The organism is Streptomyces sp. NPDC030995 (genome assembly GCF_055571215.1).
On the sequence record NZ_JBVIFS010000023.1, the window covers coordinates 83,211 to 110,189 of the forward strand.

The following is a 26,979-nucleotide window of genomic DNA, read 5'->3' on the forward strand; positions in this document are numbered from 1 at the left end:
ATGCGGGCGAACCGCAGTGCTGGTTCGCTGAATCCGCCCGCTCTCCCCCACTGATCCAAGGAGCGATCATGAGCGTTTCAGGCGAGTCCCGCGGCCGGTCCCAGCAGATGCGCGCCAAGGCCCAGGAACTCAAGGACGCGGCCGAGCGATCCACCGACCCGGAGGAGCGCCGACGGCTGCAGGAGAAGGCTCGTCGCCTCCAGGAGCAGAGCGAGCAGGAGGGCCGGATGGACGACCGGGGCATGGACCCCATGTAGCCGGCCCTCTGTGGACACCGGCCGGTGGCCGCCGCGATCCCCCGTCGCCGCGGACACCGGCCGGCACGTCGTGAGGTGGTACGGCGTCAGCCGCTGACCGCCGGGACGTGCTGGGTGACGCAGTGGACGCCGCCGCCGCCCCAGGCGAGGACACGCGCTCTGGCGCCGACGACCTCGCGCCCGGGGAAGAGGGTTGCGAACTGTCCCAGGGCGAGGGCGTCGGCCGGTTCCCCGGAGGTGGGTACGACGACGCTGCCGCTGGTCAGGTAGTAGTTCGTGTAGCTGAAGGTCTCCACCGTCAGCCCGTTCTGGCGGAAGTGCGGCTGGTGGTGCATCTCCACCACCTGGAAGGGCCGGCCGCAGGCGTCGGTCGCGGAGTCGAGCACCGCCTTGTTGGCGGCCATCCGGGCATGGTTGGGGTTGGCGGGGTCTGGCTGGGTGTGGAGCAGGAGCTTGGCGGGACCCAGGTAGGCGGCGACGAGGTCGACGTGTCCGTTGGTGATGTCGTCGCCGTGGAGGCCGTACGGCAGCCAGATGAGCTTGCTCGCTCCGTATGCGGCGAGCAGCTTGGCCTCGATCTGCGAACGGGTCATGCCGGGGTTGCGGTTGGGATGGAGCAGACACTCCTCGGTGGTGATGAGGGTGCCCTGTCCGTCGGTGAGGACGGACCCACCCTCCAAGACCATGTCGACGGGCTTGCGGGCGTCGCCCAGGTAGGTGCACACGCCGACGGGGAGGAAGTCGTCCTTGTCGTACGGGTACTTGTTCCCCCAGCCGTTGAAGGCGAAGTCGAGGCCGATCCGGTGGGTCTTACCGGCGTTGACCGCGAAGATCGGGCCGGTGTCCCGCGTCCAGCAGTCGTTGATCGGGTATTCGATGACCGTGACCGTGCTTCCGCACTGTTCGCGCGCCCGGGCGGCGTTGCCCGGCTCGGCGACCATGATCACCGGCTCGAAGCGGGCGATGGCCCGGGCGATGCCGGCTATCTCGGCCTGCACGTCGGCGAGCAACCCGCCCCACCCGACCTGCCGGTCCCACGGCCAGGCCATCACGCAGCCGGAGTGCGGCTCCCATTCGGCCGGTGCGTGGTGCGGCTCAGCACTCTCCGAGGCGAAGGCCGTGCGGGCGAGCAGGGGGACGGTGGCGGCCGCGAGGGCAGCGGCTCCGAAACCGCGGCGGGTCATGCGCGGGAGGGGTGTGCGTGGCAGGTTCATGACATTGCTCCTTCGGTGTGGTGGTGCGGATGCCGAGACAAGGGGGACTCCCGATTCAGAGACGCTCGGCGGCGAGTACGCCATCGCCGCCCGCGGCACTCTCCTCGCGCGTCTCCTGCGCGGCGCGCAGCGCGCGCTGCGGCTTCTTGACCGCGAGGTAGAGCAGCCCCGCCGTGATCACCGCGCCGGTGCCGAGCAGGCCCGCCCAGATCTGGTACCAGGGGGCTCCAGGCGGCGCCAGGATGGCCCGCGGCCAGCAGACGTTGACGACCTCGAAGGCGGTCCAGAGCACGGCCAGCACGTTCAGGAAGGTGCCCTTGCGCCCGAGCCGGATGTGCCCGGCGGGGACCCAGCTCCCGCGCAGCCGGGCGATCAGTGCGGCCAGGCTGACCAGGAAGAACGGCAGGAAGGTGGCCGCAGTGCCGAAGGCGATCAGGCTGCCGATGGCGGTGGCGTTCAGGCCGAGCAGCAGGCCGGTACAGCTGACGAGGGTGGAGGCGATCAGGCCGCCGATGGGGGCCTGACGCCGGTTGACCTTGCGCACCTGCCGGGAGAAGGGGAACACGCCGTCGCGCGCCAGCGAGTAGACCCCGCGGGCGGCGCCGCCCTGCGAAGCCATGGCGCAGGCCAGGAAGCCGACCAGGACCACGGCCACGAACGGCTTGTCGGACCACGAGCCGAACGCGGTGGTGACGGCGGTGGTCACCGGGTCGAGGTCCTCGCCCGCGACGACGGCCTGCGGCGAGGGGTGGGCGAGGGCGACCGCCATCGCGTTGAGGATGACCACCACGCCGACGCTGAGCAGCGCCCACCACATGGCGCGCGGCACCTGCCGGCCGGCGTCCTTGGTCTCCTCCGCGGTGGAGACGCAGGCGTCGAATCCGATGAACCCCCAGCCCGCGACGGCCAGTACGGCCAGGAACGCCATCGCGGTCGAGCCCCCGGACAGCTCCTCGGCACCGAGGGTCTCGGTGAACATCGAGAAGCCGTGCTCACGGAAGAACAGCAGGAGCGCGAAGCCCACCAGTACGGAGGCGATGGCCTCGGCGGCGATGCCCAGGGAGACGAACCAGCTGAGGATCCGGATGCCGTAGGCGTTGACCAGCATGCAGCCCAGCAGGATGCCGGCGGCCACGGCGACCATGGACCCCGGTGTGGGGGTCGCTCCGACGAGGGCGAAGACCCAGGGCGCCGCCAGGTAGGCGACGGTGGTGTTGCCGAACATGACGGCGAACTGCCACACCCAGCCGCTCATCCAGCCGAAGGACGGGCCGAGCAGCCTTCGGCCCCACTGGTACGGGCCGCCTGCCAGCGGCCACTGCGAGGCCAGCTCGGAGTAGACGTTCACCACCAGGCACTGGCCGAGCAGCACGATCGGCAGCGCCCACACCCAGGCGGGCCCGGCGATCATCGTGCCGACCATGGAGACCGCGTACAGCGCGACGACGGGCGAGACGACGGCGAAGCCCATGGCGATGTTGCCGAGGATGCCGAGGCTGCGGTTCAGCTCCTGGGTGTAGCCCAGATCGGTCAGCCGCGCCGCGTCGGTGTCCGTGGCCGTAGCCGTGGCCGCGTCCGCGTCCGGGAGGGGGGAGGGAAGGTCTGGCATGCGCACCTCTCATCGAGGAGGGACGCGCCGGGGCGGCCGACGCGTCCCGGAAGCTAAATCTAACGTTGTTAGGTTGCGGGAATGCGGGGACCATAACCCGACCCGGATCTCTTGGGAAGCCCCTCCGTACGGGTAACCTGACGGCCGAGAACGAGGGGGATCACACCGTGGGCCGACCGAACCAACCGCTGCTCAGCCGCGGGATCATCGCCCGCGCGGCCCTCGAACTCCTCGACGAGGAGGGCCCCCAGGCCCTGAAGATGCGCACGCTCGGCGACCGCCTCGGAGTCCGGGGGGCATCCCTCTACCACCACGTCGCGTCCAAGGAGGACGTCCTCGACGCGGTCTCGGAACTGATCAACGAGGAGATCGACCTCAGCCCGCTCGACGGGCCGGACTGGCGGGAGGGGATCGCCGCGTACGCGCGCGGATACCGCCGGGTCTACCTGCGCCACCCGAACGCGATCGCGCCGGCGGCCCGGCGCCGGGTCGAGGCGGACCGGGCGCTGCGCGGCTACGACGCGCTGCTCGCCGCCCTCGTCCGGGCGGGCTGCACCCCGGCGCGCGCCGCCGAGGCCGCCGCCGCCATCGACTACCTGGTACTGGGCTCCGCACTGGAGACCTTCACCGCGGGATTCACCCGCCCCGCGGGCGACTACCGCCCGGCCTACCCGACACTCGCCGACTCCCTCACCGAGGCGGCGGCCACCGGCGACGGCCTGGCCGCGCTCGACGACCGCGGCTTCGAACTGGGCCTCGCCCTCGTCCTCGACGGCCTCGCCGCGCAGGCGGCGGGCTCCGCACGGCAGAACACCCTGTAGGGCGCGGCCGGCACACGGGCCGGCCATCCGGTGGGATCGACGGCCGGCGCCGGATCGTAGCGTCCGGTTCCTCCGACATGGGGGCCCGGACCACCTGGTGGCCGGCGGCGAGTGCGAACAGCCGACCACCGGGCGGGACGTGCGCCTGGCCCGCTACCGCGTAGGAGTGCGGCACCACCCGGCGGCCTAGCCCGGGCGCGCGGCGTCGCACGTGAACGGCCGGGCGGGTGCTACAGCCGGACGTTCCAGTCGACCGTGGAGCGCAGCGTACGGATGACCTTCGGGTCGCGCACCGACGGCGTGCGGTCCTCGGCCGTGACCGAGAGCCGGTGCGTGCGGAAGTCGAACAGCCACAGCTCCGCCACCGGCACCTCGGCGCGGCCCTCGAACCGCTTGAGCTCCCTGCCGTCGAGGTACCAGCGGACCACGAGCTGGCGGCCGTCCGCGCCGGCCAACGCCGGCACGGCCGCCTTCGCCGTGTGGTGCAGCCGCAGGGTGCGGTCGGTGGGGGTGAGCGGCGTGACGGTCCGTGCGTGCTGGTAGAACCCGGCGATCATCGCCTCGACGCCGGGCAGGTTGAAGGGCTTGCCCAGAACCCGCATGATCGAGTTGTCGGTGGGCCGGTAGAGCCCGGTCACGTAGTAGTTGCCGCCCTCGTACGCGCCGACCGCGCCCCCGTCGGGCGACTGCTCGCCGAGCCAGCGGTACCACTTGGCCCGCTGCGCGGCCATCCGGTCGGCGGGCAGGGCGGAGCTGTTGGATTCGGCGGGCTCGGGGCCGGTGTACTTCTCGTAGTCCGGGACGCCCGTGTAGAAGTACTCGTCGGCGAGCTTGCCCAGCGAGTGGCCGGTCTCGTGGATGGCGACCTGGCCGGACTTCGCATGGCCCGCCGAGGCCGTCGATATCCCCTCGTAACCGAGGGTGGGGCTGGGCTCGTTGTAGCCCGCGCCGCCGTACTTGGCGCTGTTGGCCAGGACGATGACCAGGTCGGCCTCCGGCGCCTTCGCCACGTACGTGTCGACCTTGGGCTGGTCGATGCAGAGCAGCCGCTCGATGTTGTCGCACCAGAAGTACGAGCCGAGGGCGGTGTCGCGGACGGTGGCCGCGTCGGGGTCGCCGGAGACGCCGGACTCGTGGGAGACCGCGTCGACCGTCCAGACGTTGAACAGGTTGCGGTAGGTGGTGTACGGCTCCACGGCCGTCACCTCGGCCCATTTCTGCGCGGCGTCGGAGCGGAACCGCGCCAGCTCGGCGGCGGTGTAGCCGTCACCGATGATGACGACGTCGAGGCGGTCGGAGGTCGGTCCGCTGTCGACCATCTTGACGACCTCGCCGTCCGCCGCCCGCTCGGCCTCGGAGAGCCGGGCCGCGCTCTTCGCGGGGCCGCCGACGGCCGGTACGCGGGTGTGGCCGGATCCGGCGAAGCCGCCCTGCTCAGGGCCCGGTATCTCCACCTCTACCCGGGTTTTGGCCGGCGTGTCCGCCGCGCCCGCCGCGCCCGCGGGTCCGGCGGCCACCAGTGCGGCGGTCGCGCAGACCATCGCGACGGCCCCGCGCAGCGCGGAGCGGACGGCCGGACGCCGGACTCGGCGCCCTCTGACTGGATCCATGAAGTCATCCCCCAGGAAAGGAAGTTAAGCGGATTGATAAGCGCACTGAAACAGCTGCTTAAACTAGGGGGCGTACGACAGGTGCGCAATGGGCTGCTCCCGCTGAATACTGGGGAGTTCGAGCAACCAGGGGGATTCCATGGACGAACCGGCACGGATCGGCCGCAGGGTGCAGCGCATGCGTGGTGAACTCGGCCTGACACAGCGGCAGCTGGCGGAGCCCTCTTACACCTCGGCCTACATCTCCACGCTGGAGTCGGGCAAGGTCCGCCCCTCCGAGACCGCGCTGCGCTTCCTCGCCGCGCGCCTGGGCACCTCGTACGAGGAGCTGGCGACCGGCCGCCCCGCCCACCTGGCCACCGAGCTGCGGCTCGCCCTCAGCGACGCCCAGCAGACGCTTGCCACAGGCGCGGCCGACGAAGCCGCCGCCCACTACCGGCGGCTGCTCACCGAGGCCACCGACCTCGGGCTGACCTCCGAACAGGCGGAGGCCCGGCTCGGGCTCGGCGAATGCGCGTTGGAGGCAGGCGAACTACCGGAAGCGATCGCCCACTTCGAGGCGGCCGAGCGGATCCTGGCCGAAGAGCCGCTCCCCCGGCGCGCCCGGCCGATCCGCGGCCGCGCCGTCGCGCACCTGCTGGCCGGTGAGCTGCGCTACGCCTGCTACCTCCTCGAATCCACCATCGACGAGCTGGGTGCGAGCGGGCTGGCCGATCCCGAGGCGCTGGTACTGCTCTACGCGGCGGTGATCGGGCCGTACATCGACATGGGCGCCCACGCCCGCGCGGCCCACGCCGCCGAGCTCGCGCTGGCGCTGGCCCCGCAGGTCAACGACCCGGCGCTGGTGGCGGGCATGCACCGGCAGGTGGCCCGGACCTTCCTCGCCGAGGGCCGGGTGGCCGACGCCGACGCCTCCCTCGCCAAGGCCCAGGCGATCTACGGGCAGTTGCGGCTGCGGACCGATCTGGCCCACTGCCACTGGATGCGCGGCTACGTACAGGCCCAGAACGGGGAACTCGCGTCGGCTGAGCGGGAGTTGCGTACGGCCCGGGACATGCTGTCGGCCCGGCGGGCCGGGCTGTACACGGCCCAGGTGGAGGTCGAGCTGGCCGACGTACTGCGCCAGCTCGGCCGCTTCGACGAGGCCGCCGGGCTGCTCTCGGCGCTGCTGGAACTGGGGGACAGCCACGGCGCCGTGCACGCGGGCGGCGCGCACCGACTCCTCGGCCTGATGGCCGAGGAGCGCGGCGAGAGTGAATCCGCCGAGGAGCACTACGTACAGGCGCTGGCCCTGCTGGAGCGCAGCGGGGCGAGTGGCGACCTCGCCGATCTGTGCAGGCTGCTGGGCGACCTGTTGCGGCGCACGGGCCGGGTCGAGGCGGCGATGGACGCCTACCGCACGGGCCTGGGCCACCGGGCGGCGCCGGGCACCACCACTCTGGGCCCGGCGCCCGGCGCGCCCGCGCTCGGCTCGGCCCGGATCAGTGGTTCTCGGTGGGCCGCAGGTCGCGCGGAATGAGCACCCAGGTCGTGGCCGCCGCGGCGACCGCGAGCCCGCCGGCCATGAGGAACGCCGGGGTGATCGCCAGGGTGTAGGCGTGCGAGGCGGAGTCGAGCAGCGCCTGGCCGACGGCGCCGCCCAGCCGTTCGGCGGTGTGCGCGGCCTCGCCGACGGAGTCCCGTACCGCGGCGGCGGTGGGACCGTCCAGGTCGAGGACGGGCAGGTTGCTCCGGTAGAGCGCGGCTGCGGTGGAGCCGAGGATGGCGACGCCCATGGCGGAGCCCAGCTCGTAGCAGGTCTCCTCGATCGCGGCGGCGCTGGAGACCTCGGCCGCGGGCGCGGCGGAGACCAGCGTCACCGAGGCCACGGTGGTGGCCATGCCGGCGCCCAGGCCGATGACGGTCAGGGCGGCCGCGAAGGCCGGGTAGCCGAGGTCGGCGAACTGCTGGAAGGTCCAGGGCAGGGCCATGCCGGCGGCCAGGACGACCAGTCCCGCGCCGAGGACGTGGCGTATCGCGAAGCGCTGCATCAGCGAGGGCGCCACCATCGAGGCGGCGATCAGCGCGAGCGGGGCCGGCAGGAGGCGCAGTCCGGCCTCCAGCGGGGTGTAGCCCTCGCCGTACTGGAACCACTGGGTCACCAGGAACAGGATCGCGCCCATGCCCACCATGGGCAGGAAGATCGCGGTGGCTGCGACGCTGAAGGCGGGCTTGGCGAACAGCCGTACCTGGAGCAGCGGGTTGTCCAGGCTCAGCTGGCGGCGGACGAAGACGGTCAGCGCCACGGCTGCGACGAGGAGCAGGGCCCAGGGCAGCGGGTCGGCGATGCCGCTCTTGCCGAGCTGCTTGATGCCGCCCGCGAGGGCGAGCATGCCGACGATGGACTGTCCGACGCCCCACCAGTCCCACTTGCCGGTACTGCGCGGGGACCGCGATTCGGGCAGGTAGCGCAGGCCGGCGGCGACGATGAGGGCGGCGACGGGGATGTTGAGGAGGAAGGCGGAGTGCCAGCCGTAGTCCTGGACCAGGAGTCCGCCGACGACCGGACCGAAGGCCATGCCGCCGCCGAAGACGGCCGCCCAGACGGCGAGCGCGAAGGCGCGCTCCTTGGCGTCGGTGAAGACGCTGCGCAGGATCGACACGGTGGACGGCATGATGGCCGCGCCGCCGATGCCGAGCAGGGCGCGGGCCGCGATCACGTGCCAGGCCTCGGTGGAGAACACGGCTATGAGCGAGGCCGCGGAGAAGATGCCGAAGCCCGCCATGAGGAGCCGCTTGCGCCCCCAGCGGTCACCGAGCGCGCCCGCGGTGACCAGCAGGCCGGACAGGGCGAGGGCGTAGACGTCGATGATCCACAGCTGCTGCACGGCGCCCGGCTGGAGGTCGCCGACGAGCGAGGGGAAGGCCACGTTGAGGATCGTGGTGTCCATGGAGATGAGCAGGAGACTGCCGGAGAGGATCGCCAGGACGATCCACCGGCGGGGGTCCTGCGAGGGGGTGTGCATGGGAATCCGTTCAGGGTTGAGCGGGAGGCGGGGGCGCGAGGGGCCGCGTGCCGCTGAGGAAGGACGTCAGGACCAGGTGGCCGATCTGGCGGGGTGCGAGGTGCCCGTCGCGTACGCCTTCGGCGGCCGCGTCGAGCAGGCCCCAGAGCGAGTACCAGATCCAATACGGCGGCAGGTCGCCGCGCAGTCGTCCCAGCCGCTGGCCGAGGGCGAGGAAGGCCAGCGCCCGCTGGTCCTGCCGGTCCACGCCGGCCCGGAACTCCGGATCCGCGAGGACGGTGGCGTCCCGCGAGGTGAAGCCGTAGAGGTGCGCGGCGGGCATCAGCGCGAGAACCAGCTCTTCGAGGGCGGCGTCGAAGGCCGGCCCGTCGGCGGCCCGGTCCAGGTCGAGCGGGGCGAGGCAGCCGTCGACCACGTGGATCGCCCGGACGGCCACGGCCTTCAGCAGCGCCTCCCGGGTCGCGTAGCGGCGGCTGAGGGTGGCGCGGCTGGTCCCGATGCCGGCGGCGATCTGCACCATCGAGGCGCTGTGATCGCCGGCGAGGACGCGGGCGGCGCCGTCCAGCAGTTCTTCTTCATGCACCATGGCGAGCCTCCTTCGCATCGAACGATACAAGATTGTCTCATCCGAGGCAAAGATGACCCACACCAAGACGACGCGGAACGACGCAGCGGCTCACACCCCCGAGGGGGTGCGAGCCGCCGCTCTCATGCGCCTGGTCGTCACCAGGACGACTTGGTGACCCCCGGCAGGAATCCGGCGTGCGCCTGCTCACGCATCCGGACCCGGGAGAGCCCGAACCTGCGCAGGTGCCCGCGCGGGCGCCCGTCCACGCTGTCCCGGTTGCGCACCCGGGTGGCGCTGGCGTCGCGCGGCTGACTCCTCAACTCCGCGAGCGCGGAGGCCCGTTCGGCCTCCGTCGAGGACGACAGCCGGAGGATCTCCTTGAGCTCCGCCCGCCGGGCGGCGTACCGCCGGACGACCGCCTTGCGCTTCTCGTTCCGTGCGATCTTGCTCTTCTTCGCCATCAGACCTTCACCCCGCGCGCCCGGATGCGGGCGACGGCGCTCTCGACCCCGATGACGTCGACGGTCTCGATCGCCTTCGCGCTGAGGGTGAGGCGCACGTACCGCCCCTCGCTCGCCAGCCAGTACCTCTTGCGCTGGATGTTGGGGTCGAAGCGGCGCGAGGTGCGCCGGTGCGAGTGGGAGATGTTGTTGCCGAAGCCCGGCTGGGCGCCGGTCAGCTGGCAGTGCGCGGACAAGGTGTTACCCGCCTCTCGTTGTGGACCACCATATTGGTAATGGAAATCATTGCCATATACTAGCCACATGGCACGCAACGAGATACGCCCGATCGTCAAGCTCCGCTCCACCGCGGGCACCGGCTACACCTACGTCACCCGCAAGAACCGCCGGAACGACCCGGACCGCATGGTGCTGCGCAAGTTCGACCCGGTGGTCCGCCGGCACGTCGACTTCCGCGAAGAGCGCTGACCAGCCGACCGACCGGCCGGCCCGCCGAGCCGCACCACTGACCACGCCCAGAAGGACAGCACCGTGAAGCCTGCAATCCACCTCGCCCACCGCGGGAGCAAGCCGTGACCCTGCCCGTCGTCATCGTCGGCGGGCTCCACGCCGACGCCCGCCGGACGGCGGTGCGGGAGCTGCTCGCCACCGTGCCCGGCAGCGTCGTCCTGCACCACGACCTCTCCACGGCGGCCGAGGGCACCGTACGGCGCACCGTGCGCGATGCCTCCGGCCTCCTCGATTCGGGTGAGACCCCGCTCGTCAACGACTGCGCGTGCTGCGCGCTGCGCGAGGACCTGGTCCCGGAGCTGTGGCGGCTGGCCGCGGGCGGGCTGACCCGGCTCGCCGTCGTCGAACTGTGGGACTCCGTCGAGCCCCGCGCGATGGCCGAGGTCATCGACGCGCACGGCGGCGAGGACCTGGAGCTCACCAATGTGATCACCGCCGTCGACCCCGCGCTCGTCCTGCCGTACCTCGCCAACGGGGACGACCTGGCCGAAGCCGGGCTCGCCGCGGCGGCCACCGACCAGCGGACGGTCGGGGACACCTGGGCCCGGCAGCTGGAGTACGCGCCCGTCCTCGCCCTCGTCGACAGCGCGGACGCGGACGACGAGGACCGTGCACTGCTGGCCCAGCTCCACCCGACCGCTCGCCGGGTGGAGACCGGGTCCGGTGAGCTGGCCCGGATCGCCTTCGCCGGATTCGACGCCGAGGCGGCGGCCGCCGCCCAGCACCCGGCCTGTGCGCTCCTGCCGCAGGACGCGGACGAGGCCGGGGTCGCCACACTCGTCTGGCACCGCCACCGGCCCTTCCATCCGGAGCGGCTCTACGACGCGCTGGAGGACCTCGCCTGTGCGGCGGCCCGCAGCCGCGGCCGGTTCTGGCTCGCCGACCGGCCCGACACCCTGCTGGCCTGGGACGCCGCGGGCGGCGCGCTCTGCGTGGAGAACAGCGGACCGTGGCTGGCCTCGCTGCCGGACGCCGCCTGGGAGATGGTGCCTCCCGTCCGCAGGGCGGCCGCCGCCCTGGGCTGGCACCCCGAGCACGGCGACTGCTGCCAGCACCTGGTCTTCACCTCACCGGGCCTCGACCGCGACGGGCTGGCCCGGCTCCTGGAGTCCTGCCTGCTGACCGATGCCGAACTCGCCGGAGGGCGCGAGGCCTGGCAACGCCTGCCGGCCGCCTTCGACGCACTCCTCGACCCCGTCTCCTGATCCCGTAAATCGACAAGAAACCCAAGAAACCCCAAGGAACCGAAGGAATCCGCATGGCCCGCCGCACCGACATCCGCAAGCCCGTCAAGGCCCGTCCCAACCCGCTGGACGCCGCCAAGATCACGCACATCGACTACAAGGACACCGACCTGCTGCGGAAGTTCATCTCCGACCGCGGCAAGATCCGCAGCCGCCGGGTCACCCGGGTCAGCGCGCAGCAGCAGCGCCGGCTCGCCGTGGCGATCAAGAACGCCCGCGAGATGGCGTTGCTCCCCTACGCCGCCCGCTGAGCGGACGCGGCCCGCAGACCGGACGCCGATGGCCCGACCCCGTACGGGGCCGGGCCATCGGCGGCATCAGTCCCCGGTGCCGCGGGCGCGGGCGCCCGAGCGGGTGCGGGCCGCGGTCTGGGCGCGCTGCGGGTGGCGGCGTACGTACTCGTGCTCCAGCTCGTTCATCCGCTTCGTGTGGGTGACCAGGGCTTCGTCGGACCCGTGGAGCAGGGTCTCGTGGCGCGTGCGGTGGATCGCCTCCAACTCCTTGAGCAGTCGGCCTTCCTCCAGTTTCGACGCCGACGGACCGCCGTCGTGCTCCGTCATGGCACGTGCACCTCCTCCGCCGGGCGGCGGGATCGCGCTCGGCCTCCGTACCCGGCCCCTCCATCATCCTCCGTACGGCGCCCCGCGTCCTCGTCAGCCGCCGAACCGGCCCTGCTGCCCTGCGGCGCGCGCCCGGCAGCTGCGGGCCACCTCGTCGGCGAAGACCAGGGCCGGCGGGGCGAGGGCCGCCCAGCGGCGGACCGCCCAGCCGACCGCGAGGGGCGGCAGGGCGGGGATGGGTACGAGGCGCAGCGGGCCGTCGTCACCGGGGACCCGCCAGCCGGGCAGCGCGGGGACGACGGCGTGCCCAGGCCCAGTTCGGCGAGCAGCAGGGCGGTGTCCCAGTCGGCCACGCTGGTGTCGGAGCGGACGCGGATCCCCGCCTCGGCGAGGGCGGTGTCGAGGTGGGCGCGGGAGGCGGAGTTCTCCGGCAGCCGGATGTGGCGGATGCCGGCGAGGTCGGCGGGGTCGATACGGGGGCGGGCCGCGAGGGGGTCGTCGGCGCCGACCGCGAGCACCCAGGGCAGTTCCATGACGGGGCGCAGTTCGATGCCGCGGACCGGGCCGCCGATGGTGATCCAGGCGAGGTCGAGGTCGTCGGCGGCGAGGGCGTCGAAGCAACTGCGGCTGGAGTTCTCCGTCTGGAACTCCAGGCTGACCTCGGGGTGGAGGCGGCGGAAGGTGACGACGGCCTCGGACATGAAGTGCCGCACCGTGGTCGCGCCGGTCGTGACGCGCACCGACCCGCCTGCGCCCCGTACGAGGTCGGCCACGCGGCGCAGGGCTCCGTCGAGACCGGCGATGCCGTCGGCCGCGGCGGCTTGGACGATGCGGCCCGCTTCGGTGGGCACGACTCCGCGGGCGTGGCGCTCCAGGAGGCTGGTGGCGGTCTGCTTCTCCAGGCGGCGGACGTGCTGGCTGACGGCCGACTGGGTACAGCCGAGGTCGCGGGCGACGGCGCTGAGGCTGCCGGCCCGGCAGACGGCCACGAACACACGAAGATCGTCGAGGGTCATGAGACCCAAGGTATCGCTTGGGTGTGGGGAGGAAATCGGAGGATTGACTTGGGTTTTCGGCTGGATCAAGATCGGTGCAGGGACCGGGCGGCAACCCGTCCCCGCCCTCGCCACGGGGTCCGGACCCCAGGCGGAAGGAGGCGGGACGGGTGCCGACCCACCACCACGAGCCGGAGGGGCACGCAGGTGTCGGATCGCGCCGTCGCATGGTTGCAGGAGCGGGGCGCAGGAGATCGCCCACCCCGGTGGGACCCTCCTCGCGCACCTCGGGCGCGTACAGGAGCTGCTCGCGTCCTGGGGGGCGCGGCCCGCGCTCCGACGGGCGGGCCTGTGCCATGCGTTCTACGGGACGGACGGTTTCCCCACCGCCCTGCTGACGCTGGAGCGCCGGGCCGAGCTGGCTGCGGTGATCGGTGAGGAGGCCGAGGCGATCGTGTACCTCTACGCGGCCTGCGACCGGTCGGCGTCGTACCCGACGCTCGCCTGTGAGGAGGCGGCCTTCCGGGACCGGTTCACCGGCCGTGTCCACTCCCCCGCGGTGGAGCTGCGGCGCGATCTCGCCGAGCTGTCGGTGGCCAACGAGCTGGACCTCGCGCGGATCGATCCCGCCTTCCGGCGGGCGTGGGGGGCCGAACTCCTCGCGCTGTTCGGACGGTTCCGGGGGCTGCTGAGCGAGCCGGCCTGGCGGGAGTGCCAGGCCGTGCTCGGCGACTGACAGGGGTCGGGGAGTGGGTCAGGGGGTGAAGGTCCAGCGCTGGGCCGGGGTGTTGTCGCAGGCGGCGCGGGTGAGGGTGGTGCCGTTGGCGGTGGCGGAGCCGGCCGGGGTCAGGCATTGGCCGGCGGTGCGCAGGGTGCTCTGAGGGCCTGCCTGCCAGGTCTGGCCGGCGCTGCCGTCGCACGTCCGGATCGTGACGCGGGCGGCGTTCGCGCCGTCGAGGCAGACGCCCGCGAGGCCGGTGAGGCGGCCGTCGCCCTGCAGGGTCCAGCGCTGGTTGGGGCCGCCGTGGCAGGTGTAGAGGGTGGGTTCGGTGCCCGGGGTGGTGGCACTGTGCGGCAGGTCCACGCAGCTCGCGGAGGCGGCGTTGACGAGTGTGGCGTTCGCCGGGAGCGGGGCCGGGCGGCCGGTGAGGGTGATCTCGGCGGCGCTGGTCCAGGGGCCGCGGCCGCCGGCCTCGGTCAGGGCTTTGAGGCGCAGGTAGCGGCCGGTCTTGGTGGTGAGGGCGGCGGTCTTGGCCGCCGCGGTGTCGGCGAAGGTACCGGTCGCCACCGGTGGCCCCCAGTCGGCGGTGGTGTCGGAGACGTAGACCTCGTAGCCGCCGATCCGGCCGTTGACGCCGCCGTCCTGGCGGGGCAGGTAGCCGAGGCCGTCCACGGCGTAGCGGGCGCCGAGGTCGATCTGGATCTCGTGCGGGAGCGCGGCGGGCTTGGAGGAGGACCAGGCGGTGTGCCACATCGTGGCCGGGTTCCCGTCGAAGGCGTTGGCGGCGGCGGCGTTCTCGGCGCTCGTCTCCTGGCTGTCGGCGTAGGCCAGGGACCAGGCGGACGGGGAGATCGGGGTGGAGGAGGGCAGGGCTTCGGCCGTGGGGACGCTGGTGCCGGTGGCCGCGACGGTGAAGGCGCCCGCCTTTGAACCCGTCTTGATCCAGAGCACTCCGGAGCGGTCCGCCGGGTCGAAGAACCAGCCGGACGCGGCGGAGTCGTAGGCCGCCTTGGAGGTCAGGCGTGCCACGGCGGCTCCGTCCGCCGTGAGTGCGGTGGGCGCGGAGGCCACGTGGAGGGTGAACTCGTAACCGCGGGAGGCCGGCTTGCCGGTGTAACTGCCGGTGTGGGCGCCCACGTTGACGGTGACCGTGCCGGAGCCGGCCGTCGGCGCGGTGACGTTGACCTGCTGGCGGGCGTAGGCGCCGGACTGGTAGGCGCGGGTGCTGCCGTCGTCCTCGTAGAGGTTGAAGGAGGAGTTGCCGCGCGGGTGGATGTCGTAGGTGAGGGTGGAGACGGGCTTCTCCCCCGTGTGGTTCATCTGCGGCCACATCGGCACGATGCCGCCGCCCTTGACGAAGAGCGGCAGGGTGTCGAGCGGCGCCTGGTAGCCGTTCAGCCGGCCCGGGCCCGTGTACGTCTTCCCCGTCCAGTAGTCCGTCCAGGTCCCGGCGGGGAGGTAGATGTCGTCCCGGACCGAGGTGTCGGAGACGACGGGCGCGACGAGGAAGGAGTCGCCTGCCATGAACTGGCCGCTGGTGAGGTTGCCACGGGCCACCGGGTCGTCGGGGTATTCCAGGACCATGGCACGGGTGCTGGGGACGCCGCTCTCGTGGGCGACGCGGCTCATCGTGTAGAGGTACGGCATCAGCCGCATCTTGAGCTGGAGGTACTTGCGGTTGATGGAGAGGTACGGCTCGGCGAACCGCCAGGGCTGCTTGTCCTGGTAGCCGGCGGCCGGGTTGGTCGCGCCCCAGCCGGACATGGTCATGAAGGCGGGGGTGAAGGCCTTCCACTGGAGGTCGCGGGTGTACGTCTTGGGGCTGCCGCCGAAGATCCCGTCGATGTCGCCGGAGGCGTAGTTGAGGCCGGAGAGGCCCGCTCCGGTGATGGCGGGGACGTGCCAGCGCATGTCGTCCCAGGTGCCGTAGGTGTCGCCGGTCCAGACGACGGCGTTGCGCTGGGTGCCGGCCCAGCCGTCGACGGTCCACACGTAGCGGCGGGCGTCCGAGTTCTGCTCGATCCCGTCGACGGCCTGCTGCACGCCGTTGAAGGCGTACTTGTAGCCGCTGCCGATCCACGCCACGTCCGTCTTGACGCCGCGGCTGCCGGCCGTGCCCACCTCGTCCGCGATGGAGCCGAGACCGGTGGAGGTCCACAGTCCGGTCTGGAAGCCCTTGGACTTCAGTGCGTCCACCGTCGACTTGAGGGGCGCGGTGTAGCCGCAACCGTAGCCGTCGTTGGGCAGGAACCAGCCCGAGGGCATGTCGGCGGCGCGGGCGTCGGTCGCGTAGCCGACGACGTCGGGGGTGGTCTGGTGGCGCAGCCGGTTGTGGTCGCCCTGGTAGTCGGGGTTGGAGGCGTTGAAGCAGTCTGCGTTGCCGAGCTCGAAGCCCCACATCGGCGCCATGAACGGCTTTCCGCTGACGTCGGTGTAGGCGTCGAGCACGGATTTGAGCGAGTCGCCGGTGAAGTACCAGGCGTCGAAGCGCTTCTCGTCGTGGGTGAGGGTGGTGGGGGCATTGAATCCGTAGGAGCCGGGGGCCCAGGTGTTGCGCATGACGCCGTAGCCATTGGTGGACATGTAGAAGGGGGCGGGGCTGGCGTTGGTGTTCTCGCGCCACTTGTTGTCGACGGCGATCGGGACGGTCTTGCCGCGCAGCGCCCATTCGCCGAGGCGCAGGCCGGTGCCGTAGAACTGCTCCTCCGCGCCGCGGGCCAGGTACTGGGTGGTCTGGCTGTTGGTCCAGCTGGTGGGCTGGGTCTCCTGCCAGACGGGGGTGGTGTTGTCGCCGCGGTAGACGGAGAACTGCAGGGGCGATTTGTTCACCCTGATGGAGAGGGACCCGGTGGTGATCCGGTAGTAGCTGCCCGCGTCGGAATAGGAAGTGGCCACGGAGCCGAAGTCCGTGGTGGGGGCGAGATCGGAGCCGGCCGGGTCGTTGGTGAAGGCCCCGTCGGGCGAGAGCCAGAGGCGGAAGATGTCGGCGCGGGCGACGACCACGCGGGCCTTGGCTCCGCTGGAGGCCGTGACGGTGAAGGTGTTCCCGGACTGGGCGAAACCGGTGACGTTGCCGGCGGTGGCCGTGGGGCCGGCGGCCGCCTCGGCGGGCGGGACGAGCGGTCCGGCGGCGGCCAGTCCCGCGACGGCGAGGGCCGCGGCGAGCAGGGCGGCCGGGGTGCGGCGGCGCCCCGGTGCGGGGCCTCGGCGGGTTCGGCGGGTTCGGCAGGCCGGGGGGGCTAATGCTCCCTGCGCGCCCTGGTTCCTGCGGATGCTTGGCAGTCTCATGGGGCAGCTCCTCGTGCGGTCCGGATCACGGACACAGCTCTTTGGCATGCTCCTGGCAAGATAGCGCTCCGCCGGGCCTCTTTGAAGGATTCTGCTCGAAATCAGCGACCACCACGCATCTTTGAACACGAAGTGCGCATCCGCACGATCAGCGTCGGGCGGGGCGGGGGGAACGCCTCAGGACGGCGTGACCTCCAGGACCGGCGCGTCCGGGGAGGACCAGCGGTGACCGCAGGGGTCGAAGACCAGGACCACCGGCCGGCCCGGGCGCTGGCGCCAGGAGATGCGGGCCGGCGCGTCGTCGCACACCGGGCAGCAGGGCAGCGGGCCGGGCTGCGGCGGGCACTCGGGGGCGGCCGCGAGCGGCGTGGAGTGCGGATCGCGCATGGGGGCTCCCTGGTCGTGCGGTTGGGCTCATCGCACTGTGCCACGGACGGACCTCCGTCCGCACGGGCGAATCATCCAGTGTTTTGGCTGGTCAGAGGTACGGTCACCAGGAGTATTCCGGTCCTCTTACGGGCACTTGGTGATCAACCGCTCCCGCAACCGGCCTCCACCAGGCCCGATTCGTAGGCCGCGATCACCGCCTGCGCGCGGTCGCGGACGCCCAGCTTGCCGAAGATGCCGGTGATGTGGTTCTTGACCGTCGAGACACTGATGTCCAGTTCCAGGGCGATCTCGGCGTTGCCCCGGCCGGTGGCCATGAGCCGCCAGATCTCCAGCTCGCGCGGGGTGAGTTCGGCCGGGGTCCGGGCGGTCCACGACCGCGGCCGGGCGGAGGTCCGTACGTACGTGGAGATGAGCCGGGTGAGCAGCCGCGGCGCGACGGCGGCCTCGCCGGTGTGGACGATGCGGACCGCGGCGCCCAGTTCCTCCGGGGAGATGTCCTTGGGCAGGAAGCCGTACGCGCCGGCGCGCAGGGCGGCGACCACGTACTCGTCCATGTCGAAGGTGCTGAGGGCCAGGACCCGGGTCTCGGGGAGCGTCCGCGCGAGTTCCTCGGTGGCCTTGACTCCGTCGAGGACCGGCATGCGGATGTCCATGACGACCACGTCGGGCCGCAGCTCCCGGGCGAGGGCGACCGCCTGCGCCCCGTCCTCGGCCTCGCCCACGACCTCGAACTCCGGGTCGGGGGCCAGGATCAGTGCCAGGCCCCGCCGTACCAGCGGCTGGTCGTCCGCGATCAGTACACGGATCATCGCTGCCGTTCCTCCCTCTCGTCCTCCCCCGGGCCCGCATCCGGGACCGGGAGGCGGGCCGCCACCCGGAATCCGCCGCCGTCGAGTGCGGCGGCCTCCAGGGTTCCGCCCTGCAGGGCGACGCGCTCGTGCATTCCGATCAGACCGTACCCGGAGCGCGGCGCGGGCCGTACGGCCGGTACCTGCGCTCCCGCCCCGTCGTCGCGCACCTCCACGGTCACCTCGTCCCGGTGGTACGTGAGCCGTACGTGGGCCCGCGCCTGCCCGGCGTGCTTGCGGGTGTTGGTCATGGCCTCCTGCACGATCCGGAAGACGGTGAGGCCCACGGTCGGCGGGAGCGGGCGGACCGGCCCGTCCACGGTGAACTCGGTCTCCGTCCCGGCCAGCCGGGCCTCGGTGATGATCCGGTCGAGGTCGCCGGCCCCGGGCTGGGGCGCCGGCGGGGTGTGCTCCGGCTCCTCCCCGGCCCGCAGCACGTCGAGGAGTTGGCGCATCTCGCGCAGGGCCATCCGCCCGGAGCCCTCCAGGGTCACGAGGGCCTCCCGCGCCACCTCCGGGTCGTGGGCCAGGTTGGCCCGCGCCCCGCCGGCCATCAGCTGCATGGTGGTGATGTGGTGGGCGACGATGTCGTGCAGTTCGCGGGCGATCCGGCGGCGCTCCTCGGCCACCGCCCGGTCGGCGAGCAGCCTCCGGTGGACCTCTGCCTCCCGCTGCCTGCGGTTCACCACCTCGGCCGTGCCGACGACGACGAGAGCGGCGACCGCGTTCCCGAGCAGGCCCCACCAGCCGAACGGCAGGGGCGAGCCGCTCTGGCCGGCCGAGACGAGCGGGACCACGGCGGCCGCCGCCGCAGCGGCCACGGCGCGGCCGCGGAACCTGGCCACCGAGTAGAGGGCCACCGTCACGGCGAGGGAGAAGTGCGGCACCTGGGGAGTGCTCAGGTTCAGCACCACGCCCAGGGCCAGTACGGCGGCCAGGACGGTCACCGGACGGACGCGCCGGGCGACCAGCGTCAGGGCCGCGACCACCAGCACGACGACCGCGGTCACACTGAGGGATCCGCCCTCGGTCACGGTGCCAAGGGAGAAGCCGACGAGGTCGATGGCGGCGGCCCCGACCGCCACGAGCGCGTCGTTGCGCGTCCACTCCAGCCGGGCCGCGCCCCGATCTCCGCGCCGATCCACGCCTCGATCCACGCCTCGATCCACGCCTCGATCGCCGCCCCGATCCGGGCCCCGGGCCTCGCCCCGGGCCTCGCCCGGATCCACGCCCTGGCCGGCCGCCGGTTTCGCGCCGTCCCGTGCCACGCCCACACTCATGCCGCCGGTCCTCCCCCGTCGGCCGCATCCCGGCTGGTGCCGGGCTCACGCGGCCGCTCGCTCCGGTGATTCATTCTGGCACCGGCCGCCTCCCCTGCCACCCGCCCACGGGCGGGACCTCGTACCAGGACCCGAGTCCTGGTCGGGTCCGGCGGCCGGACCCTGGTCCCGGACTGCGGCTCCTCCCCTGCCCCGACGTTTTCCCCGCCCGCCCCTGATGGTCTGGAGTCCGGCCGGGAACCCCCGGCCGGCACCCCACAGACCGGAGAAAACCAGTGATCCGCGCCCTGACCGGATTCTCGACGAGAAGTCCGTGGAAGGTCATCGCCCTGTGGGCGGTCCTGGGCATCGCCCTGGCCATGCTGGGGCAGGCGTTCGTGTTCCGCGCCACCCAGGCCGGCAACGGCGGCTTCCTGCCCGCGAGCTACGACTCGGCCGCCGCGCTGAAGATCGCCGAGGAGCGGTTCGGGGTGAAGCCGGACGCCAACCTGCTGACCGTGCTCGTGGCCCGGTCCGACGCGGCGCCGCTCAGCGCCGCCGACGAGCAGCGCATCGACGCGCAGGCCGCCCAACTGTCCCGGCACCGGATCGAGATGCCCGCGCCGAAGGATCCGATGCCCTTCGCCGAGGACCACTCGCAGGTCCCCCGGGTCAGTCCGGCCATGACGGCGCCCGACCGCTCCTTCCGGCTGCTGTCCGTCGAACTGACCGGCAATGCCGCCGATCCCGGAGTGCAGTCCACCTACAAGGCCTTCCGGGACACCGCGCGGGACCTGTTCGCGCAGGACGGGCTGCGCACCGGCTTCACCGGCGGGATCGCCGACCGCGTGGACACGGCGGACTCCGAGGAGACCAGGTCGGCGGTCGTCGGCGCCCTCATGCTCGGGGTCATCGTCCTGCTGCACGTACTGGTCTTCCGCAGTTTCCTGGCGGCCCTCCTGCCGCTGCTCGCGGTCGCCGTCATCGGCGGGGCCGCGATCGGCGCCGTGGTGGGCGCCGCGCTGCTGACCGGGACCGGGCTGGCCGATTCCACACCCGGGTTGATCAACGTGGTGCTGATGGGCATCGGCATCGACTACTTCCTCTTCCTCCTCTTCCGCTTCCGTGAGCACTTGCGCGAGCACCCCGAACAGTCCGGGCGCGAGGCGGCCGCCGAGGTCGCCGGGCGGGTGGGTACGGCCATCACCTCCGCGGCGCTGACCATCGTCGCCGCGTTCGCCACGCTCGGCGTGGCCTCCTTCGGCCAGTTCCGGGTGCTCGGGCCGGCCATCGCCCTGTCCGTACTGGTGATGCTGCTGGGCAGCCTGACCTTCATGCCGGCCCTGCTGGCGGTCACCGGGCGCAAGATGTTCTGGCCCTCCCGCAGCCTGAAGCGCCAGCCCCGCCCGGGCGCCGCCGCACGGATGGGCGACCGAGTGGCGCGGCGGCCGCTGACACTGGTCCTCGCCTCCGTGGCCCTGCTCGGCGCACTGGCCACCGGGCTCCTGGGGATGCGCATGGACTACGGGCAGGGCGGCGCGGGCGGAGAGCGCACCCCCGCCGTCGCCACCGCGGGCGAGATCTCCCGCGCCCTGCCGGCCGGGGTGTCGGACCCGACCAGTGTCTTCGTCACCGCCTCGGACGGCGCCGAGCTCACCACCGAGCGGCTCGGCGGGCTGTCGCGGGCACTCGCCGGGGTCGGCGGCGTGGGACAGGTCGCGGACACCGTGCTGAGCGAGGACCGGCGGGCGGCGCGGATCGACGTGTTCCTGACGGCGGACTCGCAGCGGCAGGAGGCGCGCGACCTGGTCACCGGCCCGGTCAGGTCCGTGGTCGCGGCCCAGAAGCCCGCCGGTACCGAGGCGCACGTGGGCGGCACCCCGGCCCTCTTCGCCGACATCTCGGCCGCCGTGGACAAGGACTTGAAGGTGGTCTTCCCGGTGGCGGCGGCGCTGATCGCGCTGATCCTGCTCGCGCTGCTGCGCAGCCTGCTCGCGCCGGCCATCCTGCTGGCGGCGGTCGGGCTGGGCTTCGCCGCCACCCTCGGCGCCTCGACCCTCGTCTTCCAGCGCGCGCTGGACCGGCCCGGGGTGGACTTCACGCTGCCGCTGGTGCTGTTCCTGTTCGTGGTCGCGCTGGGCACCGACTACAACATCCTGATGAGCGACCGGATCCGGGAGGAGATGGAGCGGCCGGGTCCGGCCCGCGCCGCGGTGGGCCGCGCCGTGCGGCACACGGCGCCCGCCATCGCCACGGCGGGACTGGTGCTGGCCGCTTCCTTCGGGAGCCTGGCCGTCACCCCGGCCGCGTCCACACAGCAGATCGGCTTCGCGACGGCCCTCGGGATCCTGCTGTCCGCCTTCGTCCTGTCGATCGTGCTGGTGCCCGCGCTGGCCACCCTCCTGGGCCGGGCCATCTGGTGGCCGGTGCGGCCGCGACGCCGCTCCACCGGCGCGGCCGGCCCGGAGCAGGCCCCGGACCGGGTCCTGGTCCACTGAGCCGCCGAGCCACCGGGTCGCCGAGTGGCTGGGTCGCTGGGCCACCGGGTCGCTGGGCCGCTGACGCCCCGTTGCGTCCTACGTGACGCGGAATCCGGTGGTCGCGTGGTCGCGGCGGTCGCGGTGGAAGGTCAGGCGGTCCCAGGTGGGGAAGGCCAGGTCGGTGACGCTCACTAGGCGCCCCGAGGCGTCGTGCACGGTACGGCGCACGGTCAGTCCGCAGGCCGGGGAAGTGGCCGGGGGGTGGGTGGTGCGGGTCATGGTCAGGGTCTCGGCGACCCGGCCGCCCGCCGCGGCCCCGTCGAGCCAGCGGTGCAAGGGGTTCAGATCCTCGTCGCGCGCCGCCTCCGCCGCCCGGGCCCGGTAGCCCGCCAGTTCGGGGCTCCGCGCGACGACCCCCGGGCTGAAGTACGTCACGGCGTGCTGGAGGGTCTCCCCTGCCGGGCCGCGTTCGCGGTGGTGGAGGACGAGGGTGCGGTCCCCGCCGCCCATGCCGAGCAGTGCGGCGAGCGAGGGCGGCACGCTGACCAGCGTGAGCCAGTTCTGGGTGAGGACGGGCCCGGAGGACACCGGGCCGGGAGACACCGACCCGACGGCCGACGGCCCGGGCGGCTCGCACGGCTCGGGCGGCTGCGGCAACTCTCGCAGCTCGACCACGGGCGGGACGACGGGGCGGGTGCCCCGGCGGCCCGTGACGACGAGGCCGTCCTCGCGCAGGTGCTGGAGGGCGGCCCTGATGGTCTGCCGGTTGACCTGGTATCGGGCGGCCAGGCTGCGCTCGGAGGGCAGCCGACCGCCGGGGGCGTGCGCGGCGCGGTCGAGATCGCGGCGCAGCGCTGCGGCGATCCGCTGGTACTTGGGCATGGCGGCCGGGCCGCCGCCCCGCGAAGGGGAGGGCATGGCTTCTCCTCTGACGGGTGGTCAAGGACTGCGCGGTCTGCCCGACCAACGTAGCATTGGTCTATACCTTTGAGTGAGGGGAGAGCAGGGACGCGGCCCACCTTGGCCGATTCCGTACCCACGCCCCGGCGGGCCTACTCCCGCAGCGGGTTCGGGAGCGGCAGGTACCGGGCGTCCGCGCCGTCCGCCCGCGTCCAGCGCAGCAGCAGGTTGGTCTTGGCCGGCAGGGCCGGAGCGGCGAGCAGCTCCGCGATCTCGGGCAGCCCGCGCGTGGCCTCGTAGCGGAGGAGCTCCTCCCGTACGGCCGGCCACAGGAGCGGCGAGATGTCCGGATAGCGTTCGGCCAGCGCTCCCGCCATCTCCGCCAGGTGGTTGACGACCAGGCAGTAGACCAGGCGCTGCCAGGCGTCCGCGCGCGACAGGTCCGGCAGGAGCTTGACCCCCTCCGCGTCCCGGAAGAGGGCCTGCACCGGCATGCCCGCCGCGTCGACGGCGACCAGGGTGTTCTGGAGGTGGGCCTCCAGCACGATGCCGTGCCGGGCGAACAGTTCCAGCACGGGCGGCACCACCTGGCGCAGGTACGCCCGCCACCAGCGGGCCGGGTCCGCGGCGCCACTGGGCGGACTCCCGGCGTACCCCTCGGCCAGCGCGGCCGCCAGCAGCGGGGTGGCCCCGGGTCGGACGTGCGCGTGCAGGCCGTCACGGACCAGGACCGCGAGCTCCTCGAAGGCGAAGGCCGCGGTGCGGTAGCCGCGGTCGGCGAGCCAGGCCGCGTCCGAGCCGGTCCGGCGCAGCGCGGCGAAACCGGCCTCGACGGCCGCGTCGGTACGGCGCAGCCGCAGCAGGTCGTGCCGCCACAGCCGGCGCACGTCGTTGGTGATCCTGACGTCGAGGCTGAACTTCACGAACAGGTCGGCCGCCGGATCGGGCACGTACAGGGTCCGGACCGACGCGGTGGGCCAGGCCGCGCGCCGGCCCCGCCCGAGCCGCAGCAGCCGCCCGTCGGCGAAGGCCTCGCGCACCGCGGGCCGCTCGCCCACCAGGTCGAGCTGCCAGGGGTGGGCGGGCAGCAGCCGGTAACCGACGGGAGCGCGCGGCCCGTCGAGAACCGCGGCGAGCGAGTCGATCGCCTCGGAGGCGGCCGGGCCGCCCTCCTCGGCCGTCTGGTCCTCGCGCAGTCCCAGGAAGACCAGCGGGAAGCGGGCGTGGGCCTCCGGCGCGTACGGCAGCCAGCTCCCGGCCGGGGCCCCGCCCCGGGCCTTGGGAGCGGGGTGGTGCGGGTGGCCCATCACCAGGCACTGCTCGGAGAGGAGGTACGGGTCCACCGGGGGCTCGGCCGAGGCGCGGGCGGCCAGCAGCGCGGCGACCGTGTCCCGGCTGTCGGTGATCTCCACCGGGAGCTCGTCGTTGGAGACCCCGGTGAACCGGCCCAGTTCGTCGGCGACCAGTTTGACCAGCTCGGTGTGGCTGAGCGGATGCCAGCCGACCGCCGTGCGCAGTTCGGGGCGGACGGGCCGGCGCCCGCCGCGCACCCGGAGCAGCCGCCCGCTGCCGCGCAGCCGGTGCACGGCCGCATCGCCCCGCTTCTCGGCGGGCTCGGCGGGCCTGGCGGGCCTGGCGGGCTTGACGATCTCGGCGGGCTCGACGGGCTCCGCCGCCTCCCGGAGCAGGCAGTTCAGGAGCGGGGTGGCGGCGTAGGCGTCGGCGGCGGCGTTGAGGTCCACTGATTCCATTCGGTCCGTCCGGTGCGCCGGAGGGTCCGCAAGGCGTAACCACCAGCCGTGATCTTCAGTATCCGCAATGATTATTTGATCATCCCGTAAAGCGATATCCGATGTCGGAGCCTCAGCATGCATTTTCCCGCCTCCCCGGCCGAAGACGCCGTCGCCGCCGAACTGGCCGACGTCCGGCCCGCACTCGGACCCGCCTACGCCGCCGCGCTCGGCGGCGCCCGGGCGGCCGTGCTGACCCGGCTGTGGCGGGCGCTGGCCTTCGAACCACTGGAGTGGATCGTGGGCCGGGAGCGGGGGCCCGGCGGCCTGGTGCTGCTGCTGGCCAGGGGCGCCCGGCTGGAGGGCCCGCGGCCGGATCCGTACGCGACCGGGGCGTACGTGACCGAGCTGCTGCTCGACGGCACGGCCTTCCGGCAGGCCGCGCGGCTGGTGACGGCGCTGGGGGTGCCGCACGGGAAGGAGTTCGCCGCCGAGCTGGACGCCAGTACGGCCTCCCTCGCGCTCTCCCGCGCCGGTCAGGAACCGGCCCGGGCAGGCCTCGCCGGAGCGGACCCGGCCGGAGAGGACCTCGCCCCGCGGACCACCTGGCAGTGGGAACAGCAGGTGGTGGACGGGCACCCCTACCACCCGAACTGCCGCTCCCGGCCGGGCTTCTCGGTGGCCGAGCAGCTGGCGTACGCGCCCGAGCACCGGCCGGTGGTCGACCTCGGGCTGGTCGCCGTACGGGACGAGGAGTGCCTGGTCACCGGCGACTGGCCGGCCGAACTGCGCGACGCGGGGCGGATCCTGGTTCCGGTGCATCCGTGGCAGGCGGCGCACGTGCTGGGGCGCGAGCGGGTGCGGGCCGGTTTCGCGGCCCATCCGCTGATGGCCCTGCGCACGCTGGCGCCCACCGAGGGCGGGGCGCACGTCAAGACGGCGCTGAGCGCCCGGCTGACCTCCTCCGTACGGGACATCTCCGGCTACTCCATCGAGACGGCGGCGGCCGTCTCCGCCTTCGCCCAGGACCTGTCCGAGCGACTCGACGGCCGGCTGCACATCACCCGCACCCTGGGCGCGGCGACCGCGCACAGCCCGGACCTGGCGGCCGTGCTGCGCGAGCCGCCGGAGGTGTACGCGAACGCGGCCGCCGGCGAGCGGGTGCTCCCGGTGGCGGCCCTGGCCCTCTTCCCGCCTGCGCGCTCGGCGGCCTGGCGGGCCGAGTTCGCCCGCCTCGCGCTCTCGGTGTGCCTGCGGGTGCTGGAGCTCGGGGTGGCCCTCGAGGCCCACGGCCAGAACCTCCTCGTGGTCCTCTCTCCCGCCGGCGCCCCGCTGCGGCTGGTCTACCGCGACCTCGCCGACATCCGGATCAGTCCGGCCCGGCTCGTGCGGCACGGCCTGCCGGTGCCGCCGCTGTCCGGCCGGCTGATCACCGACGACGTGACCCTCCTGCGGCGCAAGCTGTTCGGGTCCCTGCTGACGGGGGCGCTCGGCGCCACGGCGGGCTCGGCCGGGGCCTTCGCCGAGGCCCTCGCCGAAGCGGCGGCCTCCCTGCCGGCCACCGCCGACACCGAGGCCCTGCTGACCGGGCCGCTGCCCACCAAGGCGCTCACCCTGATGCGGCTGAGCCCCGGTATTCCTGGCGATCAGTGGGCGGAACTGCCCAATCCACTGGCCGATCCGACCGGCCGGCTCCCTGGCCGGTTCACTGACGGTCCGCTGACGGGAGGATGAGCGGAGGCTCCGCGCGGGCTACTGTCCAGGGGCATGACAGAGACCTCGTACCTGCACACCGTGCGCGCTTCCTACGACGCCGTCGCCGTCGACTACGCGCGTCTGGTCAGCCCGGACCTGGCCGGGAAGCCGCTGGACCGGGCCATGCTGGCCGCGTTCGCCGAGTACGTACGCGGTGACGGGGGCGGCGGCCGGGCGGTCGCCGACCTGGGCTGCGGTCCGGGCCGGGTGACGGCGCATCTCGACGGGCTCGGCGTACGGGCGTTCGGCGTCGACCTGTCCCCGGCGATGGTGGCGGTGGCCCGCCGGACCTATCCGGGGCTGCGGTTCGAGGTGGGCTCGATGGCCGCGCTGGACGTGGCCGACGGGGTGCTCGGCGGGGTCCTGGCCTGGTACTCCACCGTGCACACCCCGCCCTCGGAACTCGCCCCGGTGTTCGCGGAGTTCGCCCGGGTACTGGCGCCGGGCGGCTACTTCCTGATCGCCTTCAAGGCGGGCGACGCGCGGATCCGGCTGGAGCACGCGTACGGACATCCGGTCGAGCTGGACGTGTACTGGACCCCGCCGGACCTGATCGCCGGGCTGCTGGCCGCGGCCGGACTGGCCGAAGTCTCCCGCTTGATCCGCGAGCCGGACGCCCTCGAGAGGTCCCCGCAGGGCTTCCTGCTGGCCCGCAAGCGCTAGTGCTGTGACCGGAAAGGTTTGCCGGGTCGCGGCCCCCGGCACGGCACCTCGCCGCGTTGTCGGACCGCGCCGGTACGTCCAGTACGAGCCG

At 73.1% G+C, this 26,979-nt stretch carries 24 protein-coding genes and 1 pseudogene; 10 read left to right on the plus strand and 15 right to left on the minus strand.

Annotated elements, in window-relative coordinates; all coding sequences use genetic code 11:
* Nucleotides 1-68: 68 nt before the first annotated feature.
* Nucleotides 69-257, plus strand: a complete 189-nt coding sequence (locus ACZ45T_RS28375) for a DUF6381 family protein (protein WP_374777933.1) — start codon at nucleotides 69-71, stop codon at nucleotides 255-257.
* 86 nt (nucleotides 258-343) lie between these two features.
* Here the strand turns inward: ACZ45T_RS28375 and ACZ45T_RS28380 are convergent, their stop codons facing one another.
* Nucleotides 344-1,471 (minus strand): agmatine deiminase family protein, encoded by a 1,128-nt coding sequence (locus ACZ45T_RS28380; protein ID WP_468446137.1) that lies wholly within the window; start codon nucleotides 1,469-1,471, stop codon nucleotides 344-346.
* A gap of 55 nt (nucleotides 1,472-1,526) precedes the next feature.
* The gene (locus ACZ45T_RS28385) at nucleotides 1,527-3,080 is read right to left on the minus strand and encodes an APC family permease (RefSeq protein ID WP_468446139.1); all 1,554 of its coding nucleotides are present in this window, start codon (nucleotides 3,078-3,080) and stop codon (nucleotides 1,527-1,529) included.
* A gap of 167 nt (nucleotides 3,081-3,247) precedes the next feature.
* Here ACZ45T_RS28385 and ACZ45T_RS28390 point away from each other — a divergent pair, with 167 nt between their 5' ends.
* Nucleotides 3,248-3,901: a TetR/AcrR family transcriptional regulator gene (locus ACZ45T_RS28390; protein ID WP_468446141.1), complete on the plus strand. Its 654-nt coding sequence runs from the start codon at nucleotides 3,248-3,250 to the stop codon at nucleotides 3,899-3,901.
* A gap of 230 nt (nucleotides 3,902-4,131) precedes the next feature.
* On the opposite strand, the gene ACZ45T_RS28395 is transcribed toward ACZ45T_RS28390, so the two are convergent.
* Nucleotides 4,132-5,511, minus strand: coding sequence for a M64 family metallopeptidase (locus tag ACZ45T_RS28395; protein ID WP_468446143.1), 1,380 nt, complete (start codon nucleotides 5,509-5,511; stop codon nucleotides 4,132-4,134).
* A 139-nt stretch (nucleotides 5,512-5,650) separates the two neighbouring features.
* On the opposite strand from ACZ45T_RS28395, the gene ACZ45T_RS28400 reads away from it, so the two are divergent.
* On the plus strand, nucleotides 5,651-7,030 hold the full coding sequence (locus ACZ45T_RS28400; RefSeq protein ID WP_468446145.1) for a tetratricopeptide repeat protein: 1,380 nt from the start codon (nucleotides 5,651-5,653) through the stop codon (nucleotides 7,028-7,030).
* On the opposite strand, the gene ACZ45T_RS28405 is transcribed toward ACZ45T_RS28400, so the two are convergent.
* From ACZ45T_RS28405 to rpmB, 4 genes are all read right to left on the minus strand, one after another.
* Complete coding sequence (locus ACZ45T_RS28405) at nucleotides 6,993-8,516, minus strand: MFS transporter (protein ID WP_468446147.1); 1,524 nt, start codon at nucleotides 8,514-8,516, stop codon at nucleotides 6,993-6,995. The genes ACZ45T_RS28400 and ACZ45T_RS28405 overlap by 38 nt on opposite strands.
* Before the next feature lie 10 nt (nucleotides 8,517-8,526).
* Nucleotides 8,527-9,102, minus strand: coding sequence for a TetR/AcrR family transcriptional regulator (locus ACZ45T_RS28410; RefSeq protein ID WP_468446149.1), 576 nt, complete (start codon nucleotides 9,100-9,102; stop codon nucleotides 8,527-8,529).
* A gap of 137 nt (nucleotides 9,103-9,239) precedes the next feature.
* Complete coding sequence (gene rpsN / locus ACZ45T_RS28415) at nucleotides 9,240-9,545, minus strand: 30S ribosomal protein S14 (RefSeq protein WP_468446151.1); 306 nt, start codon at nucleotides 9,543-9,545, stop codon at nucleotides 9,240-9,242.
* On the minus strand, nucleotides 9,545-9,781 hold the full coding sequence (rpmB, locus tag ACZ45T_RS28420; protein ID WP_468446153.1) for a 50S ribosomal protein L28: 237 nt from the start codon (nucleotides 9,779-9,781) through the stop codon (nucleotides 9,545-9,547). Before rpmB ends, rpsN begins: the two co-directional genes overlap by 1 nt.
* Nucleotides 9,782-9,848: 67 nt before the next feature.
* On the opposite strand from rpmB, the gene rpmG reads away from it, so the two are divergent.
* The 3 genes from rpmG (at nucleotide 9,849) to rpsR (ending at nucleotide 11,550) form a co-directional block, all read left to right on the plus strand.
* Nucleotides 9,849-10,013, plus strand: a complete 165-nt coding sequence (gene rpmG, locus ACZ45T_RS28425; protein WP_362853298.1) for a 50S ribosomal protein L33 — start codon at nucleotides 9,849-9,851, stop codon at nucleotides 10,011-10,013.
* A gap of 104 nt (nucleotides 10,014-10,117) precedes the next feature.
* Nucleotides 10,118-11,260 carry a CobW family GTP-binding protein gene (locus ACZ45T_RS28430; RefSeq protein ID WP_468446155.1) on the plus strand — a complete coding sequence of 381 codons (1,143 nt, stop codon included), beginning with the start codon at nucleotides 10,118-10,120 and terminating at the stop codon, nucleotides 11,258-11,260.
* Between the two features lie 53 nt (nucleotides 11,261-11,313).
* Entirely contained in the window at nucleotides 11,314-11,550 is a 237-nt protein-coding gene (rpsR, locus tag ACZ45T_RS28435; protein ID WP_468446157.1) for a 30S ribosomal protein S18, read from the plus strand.
* Nucleotides 11,551-11,616: 66 nt separating this feature from the next.
* Here rpsR and ACZ45T_RS28440 read toward each other — a convergent pair whose 3' ends face one another.
* Nucleotides 11,617-11,859, minus strand: coding sequence for a DUF6158 family protein (locus ACZ45T_RS28440; RefSeq protein WP_468446159.1), 243 nt, complete (start codon nucleotides 11,857-11,859; stop codon nucleotides 11,617-11,619).
* Nucleotides 11,860-11,952: 93 nt separating this feature from the next.
* Nucleotides 11,953-12,875, minus strand: a pseudogene (locus tag ACZ45T_RS28445) (LysR family transcriptional regulator).
* 43 nt (nucleotides 12,876-12,918) lie between these two features.
* Here ACZ45T_RS28445 and ACZ45T_RS28450 point away from each other — a divergent pair.
* Entirely contained in the window at nucleotides 12,919-13,590 is a 672-nt protein-coding gene (locus tag ACZ45T_RS28450) for a DUF6817 domain-containing protein (protein WP_468446161.1), read from the plus strand.
* A gap of 18 nt (nucleotides 13,591-13,608) precedes the next feature.
* Here ACZ45T_RS28450 and ACZ45T_RS28455 read toward each other — a convergent pair whose 3' ends face one another.
* The 4 genes from ACZ45T_RS28455 to ACZ45T_RS28470 all read right to left on the minus strand — a co-directional run bounded on the left by ACZ45T_RS28455 (nucleotide 13,609) and on the right by ACZ45T_RS28470 (nucleotide 19,246).
* Nucleotides 13,609-16,863: a TIM-barrel domain-containing protein gene (locus ACZ45T_RS28455; RefSeq protein ID WP_468446163.1), complete on the minus strand. Its 3,255-nt coding sequence runs from the start codon at nucleotides 16,861-16,863 to the stop codon at nucleotides 13,609-13,611.
* Nucleotides 16,864-17,040: 177 nt separating this feature from the next.
* Complete coding sequence (locus ACZ45T_RS28460; RefSeq protein WP_468446165.1) at nucleotides 17,041-17,250, minus strand: hypothetical protein; 210 nt, start codon at nucleotides 17,248-17,250, stop codon at nucleotides 17,041-17,043.
* A gap of 143 nt (nucleotides 17,251-17,393) precedes the next feature.
* Complete coding sequence (locus tag ACZ45T_RS28465; RefSeq protein ID WP_468446167.1) at nucleotides 17,394-18,062, minus strand: response regulator; 669 nt, start codon at nucleotides 18,060-18,062, stop codon at nucleotides 17,394-17,396.
* Complete coding sequence (locus ACZ45T_RS28470; RefSeq protein WP_468446169.1) at nucleotides 18,059-19,246, minus strand: sensor histidine kinase; 1,188 nt, start codon at nucleotides 19,244-19,246, stop codon at nucleotides 18,059-18,061. The genes ACZ45T_RS28465 and ACZ45T_RS28470 overlap by 4 nt, the downstream gene beginning before the upstream one ends.
* Before the next feature lie 410 nt (nucleotides 19,247-19,656).
* On the opposite strand from ACZ45T_RS28470, the gene ACZ45T_RS28475 reads away from it, so the two are divergent.
* A complete protein-coding gene (locus ACZ45T_RS28475) occupies nucleotides 19,657-21,858 on the plus strand; it encodes an MMPL family transporter (protein WP_468446171.1) in 2,202 nt (733 codons plus the stop codon).
* A gap of 78 nt (nucleotides 21,859-21,936) precedes the next feature.
* Here the strand turns inward: ACZ45T_RS28475 and ACZ45T_RS28480 are convergent, their stop codons facing one another.
* Nucleotides 21,937-22,758 carry a GntR family transcriptional regulator gene (locus ACZ45T_RS28480; protein WP_468446173.1) on the minus strand — a complete coding sequence of 274 codons (822 nt, stop codon included), beginning with the start codon at nucleotides 22,756-22,758 and terminating at the stop codon, nucleotides 21,937-21,939.
* A 134-nt stretch (nucleotides 22,759-22,892) separates the two neighbouring features.
* Nucleotides 22,893-24,491: an IucA/IucC family protein gene (locus tag ACZ45T_RS28485; protein WP_468446175.1), complete on the minus strand. Its 1,599-nt coding sequence runs from the start codon at nucleotides 24,489-24,491 to the stop codon at nucleotides 22,893-22,895.
* A gap of 117 nt (nucleotides 24,492-24,608) precedes the next feature.
* On the opposite strand from ACZ45T_RS28485, the gene ACZ45T_RS28490 reads away from it, so the two are divergent.
* Nucleotides 24,609-26,204, plus strand: coding sequence for an IucA/IucC family protein (locus tag ACZ45T_RS28490; RefSeq protein ID WP_468446177.1), 1,596 nt, complete (start codon nucleotides 24,609-24,611; stop codon nucleotides 26,202-26,204).
* 33 nt (nucleotides 26,205-26,237) lie between these two features.
* The gene (locus tag ACZ45T_RS28495) at nucleotides 26,238-26,888 is read left to right on the plus strand and encodes a class I SAM-dependent DNA methyltransferase (RefSeq protein ID WP_468446179.1); all 651 of its coding nucleotides are present in this window, start codon (nucleotides 26,238-26,240) and stop codon (nucleotides 26,886-26,888) included.
* Nucleotides 26,889-26,979: the final 91 nt, after the last annotated feature.